This window comes from Mediterraneibacter butyricigenes, from assembly GCF_003574295.1.
GTDB lineage: Bacteria > Bacillota > Clostridia > Lachnospirales > Lachnospiraceae > Mediterraneibacter_A > Mediterraneibacter_A butyricigenes.
This window is the reverse complement of record NZ_BHGK01000001.1, coordinates 748,387-763,262: the sequence shown is the minus strand read 5'-3', so window position 1 is coordinate 763,262 and position 14,876 is coordinate 748,387. Positions and strand designations below refer to the sequence as shown.

General features: G+C 46.2%; 8 protein-coding genes and 3 rRNA genes. 9 read left to right on the top strand and 2 right to left on the bottom strand.

Going from position 1 to position 14,876, the window contains the following annotated elements; all coding sequences use genetic code 11:
* Positions 1 to 8 precede the first annotated feature (8 nt).
* The 9 genes from KGMB01110_RS03645 to KGMB01110_RS03605 all read left to right on the top strand — a co-directional run bounded on the left by KGMB01110_RS03645 (position 9) and on the right by KGMB01110_RS03605 (position 12,545).
* Entirely contained in the window at positions 9 to 1,271 is a 1,263-nt protein-coding gene (locus KGMB01110_RS03645; RefSeq protein ID WP_119297586.1) for an NAD(P)/FAD-dependent oxidoreductase, read from the top strand.
* Positions 1,272 to 1,275: 4 nt separating this feature from the next.
* Complete coding sequence (locus tag KGMB01110_RS03640) at positions 1,276 to 1,632, top strand: DUF1667 domain-containing protein (RefSeq protein WP_119299068.1); 357 nt, start codon at positions 1,276 to 1,278, stop codon at positions 1,630 to 1,632.
* A gap of 225 nt (positions 1,633 to 1,857) precedes the next feature.
* On the top strand, positions 1,858 to 2,226 hold the full coding sequence (locus KGMB01110_RS03635) for a GntR family transcriptional regulator (protein ID WP_117604228.1): 369 nt from the start codon (positions 1,858 to 1,860) through the stop codon (positions 2,224 to 2,226).
* A 59-nt stretch (positions 2,227 to 2,285) separates the two neighbouring features.
* The gene (locus KGMB01110_RS03630) at positions 2,286 to 4,718 is read left to right on the top strand and encodes an ATP-dependent Clp protease ATP-binding subunit (protein WP_117888893.1); all 2,433 of its coding nucleotides are present in this window, start codon (positions 2,286 to 2,288) and stop codon (positions 4,716 to 4,718) included.
* A gap of 168 nt (positions 4,719 to 4,886) precedes the next feature.
* Positions 4,887 to 5,300, top strand: a complete 414-nt coding sequence (locus KGMB01110_RS03625) for an endosialidase (RefSeq protein ID WP_117604226.1) — start codon at positions 4,887 to 4,889, stop codon at positions 5,298 to 5,300.
* A gap of 165 nt (positions 5,301 to 5,465) precedes the next feature.
* Positions 5,466 to 6,818: a DNA repair protein RadA gene (gene radA / locus KGMB01110_RS03620; protein WP_119297585.1), complete on the top strand. Its 1,353-nt coding sequence runs from the start codon at positions 5,466 to 5,468 to the stop codon at positions 6,816 to 6,818.
* Between the two features lie 562 nt (positions 6,819 to 7,380).
* Positions 7,381 to 8,913 (top strand): 16S ribosomal RNA (locus KGMB01110_RS03615).
* 106 nt (positions 8,914 to 9,019) lie between these two features.
* A 5S ribosomal RNA gene (gene rrf / locus KGMB01110_RS03610) occupies positions 9,020 to 9,137 on the top strand.
* A 517-nt stretch (positions 9,138 to 9,654) separates the two neighbouring features.
* Positions 9,655 to 12,545, top strand: a 23S ribosomal RNA gene (locus KGMB01110_RS03605).
* Together the 16S, 23S and 5S rRNA genes form the textbook arrangement of a ribosomal RNA operon.
* 360 nt (positions 12,546 to 12,905) lie before the next feature.
* On the opposite strand, the gene KGMB01110_RS03595 is transcribed toward KGMB01110_RS03605, so the two are convergent.
* Together KGMB01110_RS03595 and KGMB01110_RS03590 are read right to left on the bottom strand one after the other, a co-directional pair.
* Positions 12,906 to 13,868 (bottom strand): transketolase family protein, encoded by a 963-nt coding sequence (locus KGMB01110_RS03595; RefSeq protein WP_117604056.1) that lies wholly within the window; start codon positions 13,866 to 13,868, stop codon positions 12,906 to 12,908.
* A 2-nt stretch (positions 13,869 to 13,870) separates the two neighbouring features.
* The gene (locus KGMB01110_RS03590; protein WP_117604057.1) at positions 13,871 to 14,755 is read right to left on the bottom strand and encodes a transketolase; all 885 of its coding nucleotides are present in this window, start codon (positions 14,753 to 14,755) and stop codon (positions 13,871 to 13,873) included.
* Positions 14,756 to 14,876 lie beyond the last annotated feature (121 nt).

Here is a 14,876-nt window from a genome sequence, read left to right as displayed (position 1 = left end):
TTACGCAGATGAGAGCATATGATATTGTGATAATTGGTGGTGGACCTGCAGGCCTCGCGGCAGCAGTATCTGCAAAGAAAAACGGGATTGACGATATTCTGATCCTGGAAAGAGATAATGAACTGGGCGGAATCCTGAATCAGTGTATCCACAATGGATTCGGACTTCATACTTTTAAAGAAGAACTGACCGGACCGGAATATGCAGCCAGATTCATCGCTCAGGTAGAAGAACTTGGGATTGAATATAAGCTGAATACGATGGTAATGGATATCAGCCATGACAAGGTTGTAACGGCTATGAACCGTACAGACGGAATGTTTGAGATTCCGGCGAAAGCAGTGATCCTGGCGATGGGATGTCGGGAAAGACCGAGAGGAGCTTTGAATATTCCGGGATATCGTCCGGCAGGTATCTTTTCCGCAGGAACTGCACAGCGTCTGGTAAATATGGAAGGATATATGCCGGGCCGTAAAGTCGTGATCCTGGGATCCGGAGATATTGGACTGATCATGGCAAGACGTATGACATTTGAAGGTGCAAAAGTACAGGTAGTGGCAGAGTTGATGCCGTATTCGGGTGGATTGAAGAGAAATATCGTACAGTGCTTGGATGATTACGGAATTCCGTTGAAGTTGAGTCATACGGTTGTGGATATCAAAGGAAAAGAAAGAGTGGAAGGAATTACACTGGCTGAGGTGGACGGAAAAGGCAAACCGATTCCGGGAACGGAAGAAGAATATGAATGTGATACCTTACTTCTCTCCTGTGGTCTGATTCCGGAAAATGAACTTTCCAACGGAATGGGTGTAGAACTGAGTAAAGTGACATCAGGACCGGTTGTGAATGAAATCCTGGAAACAAATATTGAAGGTGTCTTTGCCTGTGGAAATGTTCTGCATGTGCATGACTTGGTTGATTTTGTGTCTGAGGAAGCAACCACAGCCGGAAAGAATGCGGCGACCTATGTAAAAGAAGGAAGCAAAGAAGCTGGAAAGGCAGTAGAGATCGTGGCGACAGACGGTGTACGTTATACTGTACCATCTACGATTCATGTGGATCGGATGGAAGATGTACTGACCGTACGTTTCCGTGTAGGCGGTGTGTATAAAAACTGTTTCGTAAGCGTTTATCTGGATGACGAAAGAATTATCCATAAAAAACGTCCGGTTGTAGCACCGGGAGAAATGGAAGATGTGAAACTGAAAAAGGCACAGCTTAAGGATTATCCGGATCTGAAGAAGATTACGGTGAAGTTAGAGGAGGCGTAACATGATGGAAAAAAGAGAATTGATCTGTATCGGCTGCCCGATGGGATGCCCTCTGACCGTGGAGATGAACGGAACAGAAGTAGTCAGTGTCACCGGAAATACCTGTCCGAGAGGTGATGCCTATGCCAGAAAAGAAGTGACGAATCCTACAAGAATTGTAACTTCCACTGTAAAGGTAGAAGGCGGAAAGGTTGATATGGTTTCCGTGAAGACAAAAGAAGATATTCCGAAAGGAAAGATTTTTGAATGTGTGAAAGCCCTGAAGGGCATCACAGTCAAAGCACCGGTACATATCGGTGATGTGATCCTGAAAGATGTTGCCGGAACAGGCATAGATATTATCGCAACGAAAAACGCTTGATGTGAATTTGTTCGAGACAATGTAGCAGCAGAAAGCGTAAAAAAATAATAGGGTTAATTATAGAAGAGATGTCTTCTGGGAATGACGATGCGAGCAAGCCCGGAAGATGTCTCTTTTTGGTTGCCTCTTTTTATGGGTCTGCCATCTATCTTTTTGCTTGCGTAAAACGTGTCATATGTGCTACTATGTGTATAACAAGTGTAAGGATGGAAATGGGTGACACAAATGATAATTCAAATTGATTTTAACAGCAGTGAAGCAATTTATATGCAACTGTGCAATCAGATCATTATGGGGATTGCTACATCAAAGCTTCAGGAAGGAGATCCGCTGCCTTCTGTTCGTCAGATGGCGGATACGATCGGAATTAATATGCATACGGTTAATAAGGCGTATGCTGTATTGAAACAGGAAGGATTTATCCAGCTTGACCGGAGAAGAGGTGCCGTTGTGGCAATCGATGTGAATCGGATCAAAGCGATGGAAGGTCTGAAGGAACAGCTTCTTGTGCTGCTGGCGCAAAGTCGCTGTAAAGGAATCACCAGAGAGGAAGTTCATACCCTGGTTGATGAGATTTTTGATGAATATAAGTAGAAAGTTTACCAAATCCTGGTAAAGAATAAAAGCAACATAGAAAAATAAAAGGAGTATTTATGCAGAACCACTATACAAAACAGGCAGAACAGGTGCGGGAATATGCAACTGAAATGGCGAGACAACTGAACCATCCCTATGTGGGAACCGAACATCTTCTGTTGGGGCTGAGCCATGAGTACGAAGGCGTGGCGGGACAGATCCTGTCTGGTTGCGAGGTCGAGGAAGAAAAGGTCCTGAAGGTGATGAACGAACTGATCACACCGGAGGAAGGAACCGGAAAAAGAAGGAAGCTTGCAGAGAGTCCGAGGCTTACGTATCTTTATGAAAATGCGAAAAAAGAGGCGGATTTCTTCCGCATGCATGAAATCGGAACCGAGGAATTGCTTCTGGCAATGTTACATGATCCGGATTGCGTTGGAACCAAGATTCTTTTGACGTTGAATGTAAATCCGCAACGATTGTTCGCGGAGATTTTACAGGCCCTTGGAGCAGATCCGAAGGAATACCAGGAAGAGATGCAGGGAGAAAATGGAAAACGTACAGATATGTTGGAACAGTACGGAACAGATCTGACCGAGAAAGCACTGGAAGGAAAATCAGATCCGGTAATCGGACGGGAAAAAGAAATGGAACGTCTGATCCAGATTTTGAGCAGAAGAGGAAAGAATAATCCCTGTCTGGTTGGAGAGCCGGGAGTCGGCAAGACTGCGATTCTGGAAGGGCTTGCGCAACGGGTGGCTTCCGGAGCTGTACCGGAACATATGAAGAACAAGCACATTTATTCTCTGGATCTTCCGGGGATGATCGCCGGTTCCAAATATCGTGGCGAATTTGAAGAGCGGATGAAACGTTTGATCGCGGAAGTGGAGGAGAATCAGGATGTGATCCTGTTCCTGGATGAGGTTCATACTATGATCGGAGCCGGAGGAGCAGAAGGTGCCATTGATGCATCCAGCATCTTAAAACCGGCGCTCGCCAGAGGAGAACTGCGCCTGATCGGCGCGACGACGATTGCTGAATATCGGAAATATATCGAAAAAGATGCTGCGTTGGAACGTCGGTTTCAGCCGGTTATGGTGGAAGAACCATCCAGAGAAGAATGTATTGAGATCCTGAAAGGAATCCGCGGAAAATACGAAAGTCATCATAAAGTGAAAGTCTCTGAGGAAGCACTGCAGGCAGCAGTGGATCTTTCGATGCGCTATATTAATGACAGAAATCTTCCGGATAAAGCCATTGATGTGCTAGATGAAGCCTGCTCCAAAGTGAACATGAAAGGGTATAAAGTGCCGGAAACCATGGAAAAACTGGAGGGAGCAAGAATTGAGCTTGCCCGTCAGAAAGAAGAGGCGATCCGTCAGGGAGATTTCCAGGAGGCAGCACTCTTAAATGCAGAGCAGAAGCAAGTGGATGAAAAACTGAAAAAACAGCAGAAGCGCATGGATAAAAAATATGAGAAGCAGGAACAGCAGGTATCAGAAGAGGATATTGCAGATGTGGTATCTGTATGGAGCAAGGTTCCGATCAACCGGCTGATGGAGTCGGAGGCTGGAAGACTTTTGAATCTGGAAAAGGAGCTTCATAAACGTGTCATCGGACAGGATGAGGCGGTGAGCGCCGTAGCGCGCGCCGTAAAACGCGGAAGAATCGGCCTGAAAGATCCGAAACGCCCGATCGGTTCCTTCTTATTCCTTGGACCAACGGGTGTCGGAAAGACAGAATTGTCCAAGGCACTGGCGGAAGTTCTGTTTGGAAAAGAAGATGCCATGATCCGTGTAGATATGTCAGAATATATGGAATCCCACAGCGTGTCCAAGATGATTGGATCTCCTCCGGGATATGTGGGACATGAAGAGGGCGGTCAGTTAAGTGATCAGGTTCGTACCCATCCGTATTCGGTCATCTTATTCGATGAGATTGAGAAGGCGCACCCGGATGTGTTTAATATTTTGCTGCAGGTGCTGGATGATGGCCATATTACCGATTCACAGGGAAGAAAAGTAGATTTTAAGAATACCGTGATCATTATGACCTCCAATGCAGGCGCAAAAGCAATCGTAGAACCGAAGAAACTGGGATTTTCCGCGCAAAAAGATGAAAAAGCGGATTATGCACGTATGAAACAAAATGTGATGGATGAAGTGAAACGGCTGTTCCGTCCGGAATTTCTGAACCGTATCGATGAGATTATCGTGTTCCATACGTTGGGTGAACCGGAATTGAAGAAGATTGTGGGACTGTTGTGCAAAGAATTTACAAGTCGGGTAAAGGAACAGTTAGACATTGATCTGAAGATCCGGGATTCTGTGAAAAAGCAGATTATGGAAAAGGGAACAGATGCGAAGTTTGGTGCCCGACCGCTGAGAAGAGCACTTCAGACGGAACTGGAAGATAAGCTTGCGGATGCGATTCTGAGCGGAGAAGTCAAAAGTGGTCAGAAAGTAGAAGTGGGAGTATCCAGGAAAGAAATGAAGTTTTATTCTGCTTAAAATTGTTTCGGCGAAGAGAAAGAAGCGCTTAAACAACAAGATGGATAATTCCTTACGGGGGTAACGGATATTAACCATAAATATATTGTAGTAGAAAAAAGAAAAGATTTAGTATATAATACCTTTGACAACAGAATAAATTCTGAAATACCTAGGAGGAAACTAAAAATGGCAGTAGTAAAAGAACTGTTGAGAACAGAAGCCGATAAGACACTTAGCTTTGGAGATTATACGCTCGACAAGAAGACGAAACTGGATAATTTTGAATTCGAGGGCGATGTTTATAAGGTAAAAACATACAACGAGATTACAAAATTGGAAAAGAATGGTCTGTTTGTTTATGAATCAGTACCGGGAACCGCAGTTGAATCATTTTCCATGACTGACTCGGAAGTATCATTTTCCGTATCAGCGGCAGGAGATGCCCAGTTTACAGTAGAACTGGAGCCGGAATGTGAGTATGATGTCAAGATCAACGGAGAAGATGCCGGAAAGATGTCTACCAATCTCAGTGGAAAACTGAGTGTCAGTGTAGAACTGAATGAGGGAGAAAGCGCACAGGTTAAGATTGCAAAGTGTTAATCTGTATGATTCATATTCTGGATATCCTGAAAATGTTGAACAGAGATCCTGAGAAAGTTAAGCGATAAAAGAGGAAAGCTGTCAGATAAGAAAAGACTGATCTGACAGCTTCTTTTCTATACTAAGTAACAAGAACCAACAGGGGAAATAACGCGAGGGAAAACAATGGCGAAGAAAAAGAGCATTTATTTCTGTCAGAATTGTGGACATGAAGAAAATAAATGGCTAGGGCAATGTCCTGCCTGTAAGGAATGGAATACATTTGTAGAGGAGAAGATCACAACTTCAAAATCGGTGGCAGCAGCCCGACTGGACAGTGAAATGCAGGTGCTGGGACTATCAGAAGTGAAGTTGGATGATACCCTTCGCGTTCAGACAGGAATTCAGGAGCTGGATCGGGTGCTAGGAGGAGGAATCGTGCCGGGTTCAATGATTCTGGTTGGAGGAGATCCGGGAATCGGAAAGTCAACGCTTTTGTTGCAGGTGTGTCAGCATCTGGCGGAAGTGCAGAACGTGCTCTATATTTCGGGAGAAGAATCTTTGGCGCAGATCAAATTGCGCGCCAATCGTATGGGAGAATTTTCGGATCGATTAAAACTGTTGTGTGAAACCAATTTGGATATTATAAGAAGTGTAATAGAAAAGAAGAGACCTGCAACAGTAATCATTGATTCCATTCAGACCATGTACAATGAAGAAGTGGGATCAGCTCCCGGAAGTGTTTCTCAGGTGCGTGAATCTACAAATGTGCTGATGCAGTTGGCAAAAGGACTGGGAATCTCTATCTTTATTGTAGGACATGTGACGAAAGAAGGGACAGTGGCAGGTCCCCGTGTGTTGGAACATATGGTAGATACGGTCTTATATTTTGAGGGGGATCGCCATGCATCTTATCGAATTTTGCGGGGAGTAAAGAACCGGTTTGGTTCCACAAACGAGATTGGTGTATTCGAGATGCGAGGTGACGGACTCTGGGAAGTACAGAATCCATCGGAATATATGTTAAATGGGCGGCCGGAAAATGCATCCGGTTCGGTTGTAGCATGTTCTATGGAAGGAACGCGTCCGATTCTGATTGAGATTCAGGCATTGGTATGTAAAAGCAATTTCGGAATGCCACGGAGAACGGCAACGGGGACAGACTATAATCGTGTTAATTTACTGATGGCAGTTCTGGAAAAACGAATCGGACTGCATATATCGGATTATGATGCTTATGTAAATATTGCCGGAGGAATCCGGATGAATGAACCGGCGATAGATCTGGGACTGATACTGGCGATTGTGTCCAGTTATAAGAATCGTCCGATTGATGAAAAGACCATAGTGTTTGGAGAAGTAGGACTTAGCGGAGAAGTGCGGGCAGTGAACATGCCGCAGCAGAGAGTAGCGGAAGCAAGAAAACTTGGATTTGAAACCTGTATTCTTCCGAAGGTATCGCTAAAGAGTATAGAGGATACTTCTGGAATAAAATTAGTAGGTGTAAATAGTATCAGTGAAGTGCTGGATTTAATCTAAATTGTCTGAATTGTGCGAATTAAATAAAAAACAGAAAAATCATTGACAATTCAAAATTAGAATGATAAGATATAACACGTCGCTGAGGCAGACAGCTAACAGCAAGTCGGAACAACAGAACGGATCGGGTGATCGACAGTGGTTGAGACGAAGAGCTGAGATGAGAACCTGAAAAAGAAAAATAAAAAAGTTCTTGACAGAAAGCTGCGGATGTGATAACCTAAATAGGCTGACTCGTGAGAGCACAGCAAAGAAAAAGAACATTGATAACTGAACAATAGACAACAACCCTTGAAAATTTCTTATAAGAGAAAAAATTCAAGAACGTATTGGACACGAGGAAGTTCGGCGAAGCCGAACGGCTTTCACACTAGATTCGTGAAGAACCTCATCAAGTGTTCAATGCCAAACAACAGTAAAAAGGGAAGAATTAGCCAGAAGGTTGATTTTGAACTGGACACAAACGAAGAAGCTTCGACAGTTCTAAGTTCGTGGGAGACCTCACTAAGAACATGCGAAGCGTAAACGAACATAAGGCTTCAAAGAACAAAGCCTAAGTTCTTTATACGAGAGTTTGATCCTGGCTCAGGATGAACGCTGGCGGCGTGCTTAACACATGCAAGTCGAACGAAGCACTTGATTTGATTTTCTTCGGAGATGAAGATCTTGTGACTGAGTGGCGGACGGGTGAGTAACGCGTGGGCAACCTGCCTTGTACAGGGGGATAACAGTTAGAAATGACTGCTAATACCGCATAAGACCACAGCATCACATGATGCAGGGGTAAAAACTGAGGTGGTACAAGATGGGCCCGCGTCTGATTAGCTGGTTGGTGAGGTAACGGCTCACCAAGGCGACGATCAGTAGCCGACCTGAGAGGGTGACCGGCCACATTGGGACTGAGACACGGCCCAAACTCCTACGGGAGGCAGCAGTGGGGAATATTGCACAATGGGGGAAACCCTGATGCAGCGACGCCGCGTGAGTGAAGAAGTATTTCGGTATGTAAAGCTCTATCAGCAGGGAAGAAAATGACGGTACCTGACTAAGAAGCCCCGGCTAACTACGTGCCAGCAGCCGCGGTAATACGTAGGGGGCAAGCGTTATCCGGATTTACTGGGTGTAAAGGGAGCGTAGACGGAACAGCAAGTCTGATGTGAAAACCCGGGGCTCAACCCCGGGACTGCATTGGAAACTGTTGATCTAGAGTGTCGGAGAGGTAAGTGGAATTCCTAGTGTAGCGGTGAAATGCGTAGATATTAGGAGGAACACCAGTGGCGAAGGCGGCTTACTGGACGATGACTGACGTTGAGGCTCGAAAGCGTGGGGAGCAAACAGGATTAGATACCCTGGTAGTCCACGCCGTAAACGATGACTACTAGGTGTCGGGTGGCAAAGCCATTCGGTGCCGCAGCAAACGCAATAAGTAGTCCACCTGGGGAGTACGTTCGCAAGAATGAAACTCAAAGGAATTGACGGGGACCCGCACAAGCGGTGGAGCATGTGGTTTAATTCGAAGCAACGCGAAGAACCTTACCTGCCCTTGACATCCGAATGACCGGTGAGTAATGTCGCCTTTCCTTCGGGACATTCGAGACAGGTGGTGCATGGTTGTCGTCAGCTCGTGTCGTGAGATGTTGGGTTAAGTCCCGCAACGAGCGCAACCCTTATCTTTAGTAGCCAGCAATTAGGATGGGCACTCTAGAGAGACTGCCAGGGATAACCTGGAGGAAGGTGGGGATGACGTCAAATCATCATGCCCCTTATGGGCAGGGCTACACACGTGCTACAATGGCGTAAACAAAGGGAAGCAGAGTCGTGAGGCCGAGCAAATCTCAAAAATAACGTCTCAGTTCGGATTGTAGTCTGCAACTCGACTACATGAAGCTGGAATCGCTAGTAATCGCGAATCAGAATGTCGCGGTGAATACGTTCCCGGGTCTTGTACACACCGCCCGTCACACCATGGGAGTTGGTAACGCCCGAAGTCAGTGACCCAACCGTAAGGAGGGAGCTGCCGAAGGTGGGACCGATAACTGGGGTGAAGTCGTAACAAGGTAGCCGTATCGGAAGGTGCGGCTGGATCACCTCCTTTCTAAGGATAAAGAAATATTTCTTTCGTCTGGAACAATCCAACTAAAACGGAAGAAAAAGTAGAGAGTGCTGTTGTCTATTGTTTAGTTATCAAAGACTGAAAGGTTTTTGGTGGCGATGCGCTTAAGGGAAACACCCGTTCTCATCCCGAACACGATGGTTAAGCCTCAAGCGGCCGATGGTACTGCACTGGTAACGGTGTGGGAGAGTAGGTGGCCGCCAAAATTGAAAAAGAATGAACGAAAGAACAGATTCGCTGCTGGACATTTATGCATAGATACAGACACAGGCAACTGAAGAAAAGAGGGGAGCCTGAGGTCAACCCCATCAGCAGGGAAGTGCTGTTCGGATAGCTGGTTTTACCAGTGATTAGAGAGTTGAACGAGAAGAAAAGAAGAAGTTCTAAAAGTGTTCAGGTTTCTAATGACTGATAAATTCAGTCAATGAAATGAGAAGATGTGATGCGAAGCTCTAAACCTACGGTTTATCGCTCTGGCATGACATGCCAATGCATCGAAAAGCAAAGTGCTAGACAAGCAAGTTGTCACAATCGACGCGCTCGCATCTTTATGTACCTTGAAAATCGCATACAAAGATAAGATAGAAATATCAAGACATCCGAGGTAATGTTAACAACATTAACTTGTTCGAAGAAAACGAACTGAAACAATTGAACTATTACCAACGCATGTAACGCTATACATGTGTGGCTGAGATTCATTCCCGTGAATCAAAGCAAGTTGGTTATGCTAAAAAGAGCGTATGGTGGATGCCTTGGCACTAAGAGCCGATGAAAGACGTGATAAGCTGCGAAAAGCTTCGGGGAGGAGCAAATATCCATTGATCCGGAGATTTCTGAATGGGGAAACCTACTTGAGAAGACCTCAAGTATCCTAACGCCAATACATAACGTTAGGAGGGGAACCCGGTGAACTGAAACATCTAAGTAGCCGGAGGAAGAGAAAACAACATGTGATTCTGTGAGTAGCGGCGAGCGAAAACGGAAGAGCCCAAACCAGTGTGCGTGCATGCTGGGGTTCGGACCGCGGAATTGATTCAATGAGTTTAGCAGAATGGTTTTGGGAAAGCCAGCCAGAGAGGGTGAAAGCCCCGTAAGCGAAAGACGAGTTGACAAGGCGGGATCCAGAGTAGGTCGAGACACGAGAAACCTTGACTGAATAAGCGGGGACCACCCCGTAAGGCTAAATACTACTTAGTGACCGATAGCGCATAGTACTGTGAAGGAAAGGTGAAAAGGACCCCGGGAGGGGAGTGAAAGAGAACCTGAAACCATATGTTTACAAGCTGTGGAACCGCATTATTGGCGGAACCGCGTACTTTTTGTAGAACGGTCCGGCGAGTTACGCTGTCTGGCGAGGTTAAGCACTGCAGGTGTGGAGCCGAAGGGAAACCAAGTTTTAACTGAGCGAGAAGTCAGACGGAGTAGACCCGAAACCGGGTGATCTATCCATGTCCAGGTTGAAGTTGCCGTAAAAGGCAATGGAGGACCGAACCCACATCCGTTGAAAAGGGTGGGGATGAGGTGTGGATAGGGGAGAAATTCCAATCGAACCCGGAGATAGCTGGTTCTCCTCGAAATAGCTTTAGGGCTAGCCTCATACGAGTCTTGCGGAGGTAGAGCACTGAATTTCCGCGGGGGCGTCAAAGCTTACCAAAGAATATCAAACTCCGAATGCCGTGTAGATGCTGTATGGGAGTCAGACTGTCCGAGATAAGTTGGATGGTCAAAAGGGAAAGAGCCCAGACCTACGGCTAAGGTCCCAAAATGTGTGTTAAGTGGAAAAGGATGTGGGATTTCGAAGACAACTAGGATGTTGGCTCAGAAGCAGCCATACATTCAAAGAGTGCGTAATAGCTCACTAGTCGAGAGGTCCTGCGCCGAAAATGTCCGGGGCTGAAACACACTACCGAAGCCTAGGAATCTTTTAGAAGATTGGTAGAGGAGCATTGCATACGGGAAGAAGCTATACCGGAAGGAGTAGTGGACTGTATGGAAGAGAGAATGCCGGAATGAGTAGCGAGAGGAAGGTGAGAATCCTTCCGGCCGAATATCTAAGGTTTCCAGAGTAAAGCTGATCTGCTCTGGGTAAGTCGGGGCCTAAGGCAAGGTCGAAAGACGTAGTCGATGGATAACAGGTTGAAATTCCTGTACTATTTTATGACAGAACTGTGGGGACGCAGGGAGAGAGCACGAGCCGGGAATGGAAAGACCGGTGCAAGCGAGGTATCCGTGAGGTAGGCAAATCCGCCTCATAAGGAGAAGACGTGATGCGGACTGAAATAAAAGTAAGGAAGCGTGTGAGCTAACTGCCAAGAAAAGCCGCTATTGTTCATAAAATACCCGTACCGTAAACCGACACAGGTGGATGAGGAGAGAATCCTAAGGCCGACGGGAGAAGCATTGTTAAGGAACTCGGCAAAATGACTCCGTAACTTCGGGAGAAGGAGTGCCTGGTGACAGGCCGCAGAGAAATGGCCCAAGCAACTGTTTAGCAAAAACACAGGTCTATGCAAAACCGAAAGGTGAGGTATATGGGCTGACGCCTGCCCGGTGCTGGAAGGTTAAGGGGAGAGGTTAGCGCAAGCGAAGCTTTGAACTTAAGCCCCAGTAAACGGCGGCCGTAACTATAACGGTCCTAAGGTAGCGAAATTCCTTGTCGGGTAAGTTCCGACCCGCACGAAAGGCGTAATGATTTGGGCACTGTCTCAACAATGCACCCGGTGAAATTGAAATACCAGTGAAGATGCTGGTTACCTGCGCCAGGACGGAAAGACCCCATGGAGCTTTACTCCAGCTTGATACTGGGATTCGATATTGCATGTACAGGATAGGTGGGAGACTAGGAACCAATGACGCCAGTTGTTGGGGAGTCGCTGTTGGGATACCACCCTTGCAGTATTGGGTTTCTAACCAGCGGCCCTGATCGGGTCGGGGGACAATGTCAGGTGGGGAGTTTGACTGGGGCGGTCGCCTCCGAAAGGGTATCGGAGGCGCTCAAAGGTTCCCTCAGAATGGTTGGAAACCATTCGAAGAGTGCAAAGGCAGAAGGGAGCTTGACTGCGACACCGACGGGTGGAGCAGGTACGAAAGTAGGACTTAGTGATCCGGTGGTATAAAGTGGGATTGCCATCGCTCAACGGATAAAAGCTACCCTGGGGATAACAGGCTTATCACTCCCAAGAGTTCACATCGACGGAGTGGTTTGGCACCTCGATGTCGGCTCATCGCATCCTGGGGCTGAAGTAGGTCCCAAGGGTTGGGCTGTTCGCCCATTAAAGCGGTACGCGAGCTGGGTTCAGAACGTCGTGAGACAGTTCGGTCCCTATCCGGCGTGGGCGTAAGATATTTGAGAGGAGCTGTCCTTAGTACGAGAGGACCGGGATGGACTGGCCGCTGGTGTATCTGTTGTTCTACCAAGAGCATAGCAGAGTAGCCAAGCCGGGAAGGGATAAACGCTGAAGGCATCTAAGCGTGAAGCCCCCCTCAAGATGAGATATCTCATAACGTGAAGTTAGTAAGACCCCTTGAAGACGACGAGGTAGATAGGGCAGAGGTGGAAGTGCAGTAATGCATGGAGCTGACTGTTACTAATAGGTCGAGGGCATAACCAAACAGGTGATAGGAGAATGGATGAAAGAGTTCTTTGTATGTGATTTTGAAGGTACATATTTATTGGGAGATCAACAGTAATGTTGGTCTTTTTTCTTTTACTTTTACGCAGAAATTCGAATTATAGGACAAAACGTGTTGATAAAAATCCTTTAAACCCTTGAAAATAAAAGGAATGAAAGCATTGAATCTTCCTTCTTGGAAGAATGCGTTCTGGTTTGCTAATGACCTGCTCAGAATCAAAAGTGAAAAAGACTCTCTCAATTTGGAGTGGAGAGAGAAAAAACAGAAACAGGAAGAACCCGACCGATTGAGGGTTCTTCCTGTTGAAATAAGAGGGTATCTATTTGGAAGGATTACTTCTAAAGAAATTCACGGACAGTTTTAGCGATACCTGGTCCGTCGAATCCGTAATGAGGATAAATTTCCTCCGGATAACCAAAGCTTACGAAAGTATCCGGGATAGCGATCTTCTTCAGTCTTGCCGGAACTCCTGCTTCCATCAGAACATCGGCAACCATACTTCCCAGACCACCTAATGTGTTGTGATCTTCAGCCGTGATGATCACGCCGGTCTTCTTTGCAGCGTTGATGATGGCGTCTTTATCGATCGGTTTCAGAGTATGCATGTCAATGACTCCTACATCAATGCCTTCTTCCGCCAGCTCTTTTGCAGCCTGGATACTGAAATGAACCTCAGATCCTGTTGCGATGATGGTGGCATCTTTTCCTTCTTTAATGGTGATTGCCTTTCCAATTTCATAGTCGAAATCATCGGTATAAACAGCTGGTTCTTCTCCTCGTGGGATACGGATATAAATCGGTCCCGGATAGGTCAGGGAAGCTTCCAGCATCTTGACACATTCATTTGCATCGCAGGGGGCGATCATGGTCATATTCGGAATGGTGTTCATAACACCGAATTCTACGATGGTATTATGAGTCGGACCATAGCCGGAGGAAAGTCCGCCGTGGGTACCGATCAGACGAACCGGAAGGTCGTTGTATGCCAGATCGTTGTGGATCTGGTCAAGAGCACGGACGCAGAGGAACGGTCCGAATGCCTGTCCGAATGGGATGTAGCCTTTTCTTGCCAGTCCGGCAGCTACGGTTACCAGGTTCATTTCTGCGATTCCGACGTCCAGAACCCTGTCCGGGAATTCCTCATATAAGTCACGGAGCGGTCCGGCATGTCCGGTTCCGTCAGAGTTGATGTAGCAAACCTTCGGATTTGTCTTTACCATCTCAATAATTTTCTTTGTCACGATATCTTTGGCGTTCATCATAGCAGCCATATCGGTAATATTAAATGTAAAACCTGCCATTTCTATCCCCTCCTTTTCAACTGCTCTTCAGTATATACGTCAATGAGAGCTTCTGTTTCAGCCAGTTTGTCATCGTCCAGTCCACCGATATGCCAAGCGTAGCTGCGTTCCATCATATAGGATACGCCCTGTCCTTTGGTGGTGTTGGAAATGATGCAGATTGGTTTTCCGGGGTTCTTAAGATCAACAGGCGGAAGATTGCCGAGTGTTTCGTCGATGGCATACATATCGGTTCCATCGATTTCATAGACTTCCCATCCAAAGCTTCGGAAGCAGTCACCCATAGAGTTCCACTGCCATTTCATGTTCTCTCCGGCAAGGAAAGAAGCAGAACAGTGATTGTTGTCTACGATTGCAACAATGTTGTCCAGATTGTGGGAACCTGCATACATGATTGCTTCCCAGTTGGATCCTTCTTCCATTTCGCCGTCTCCCAACAGGCAGTAGATTCTGGAATCAATGCCTTCATTTCGGTTTGCATGAGCAAAACCTACGCTCCAGTTCAGACCATGTCCCAAAGATCCGGTAGAGACTTCGATTCCGCGAACATGCTTGCGGTTCGGGTGAGCACCGAAAGTATGACCGATCTTGTTATAATAATCAAATAATTCTTCCCATGGATACATACCCATATCACAGAAAATGCAATAGAGCAGGATTCCATTGTGTCCTTTACTCAAAACAAACATATTTCTTTCCGGATCTTCCACATTTTCCGGATCGAAACCTAAATACTTGTAGTACAAAGCAGTTACGATATCGGCAGCGGACATTGGTCCACCGATATGAACATTTCCTGCATAACGCGCGCTCCGTGCAATATCCTTACGAATTTCTCCGGCCTTTTTCATTAGATCCGGAACACTTTCTAAATGTACTTTCGCCATAACATTCCATCCTTTCTTTCTTGTAAAAGCAAGAGGTTACGATTTGTTGTTCCGCAAGTCTTATTATAACTGCACAGAAAATGTAATTCAAATTCATAAAAATTATACACAGTGTATAACT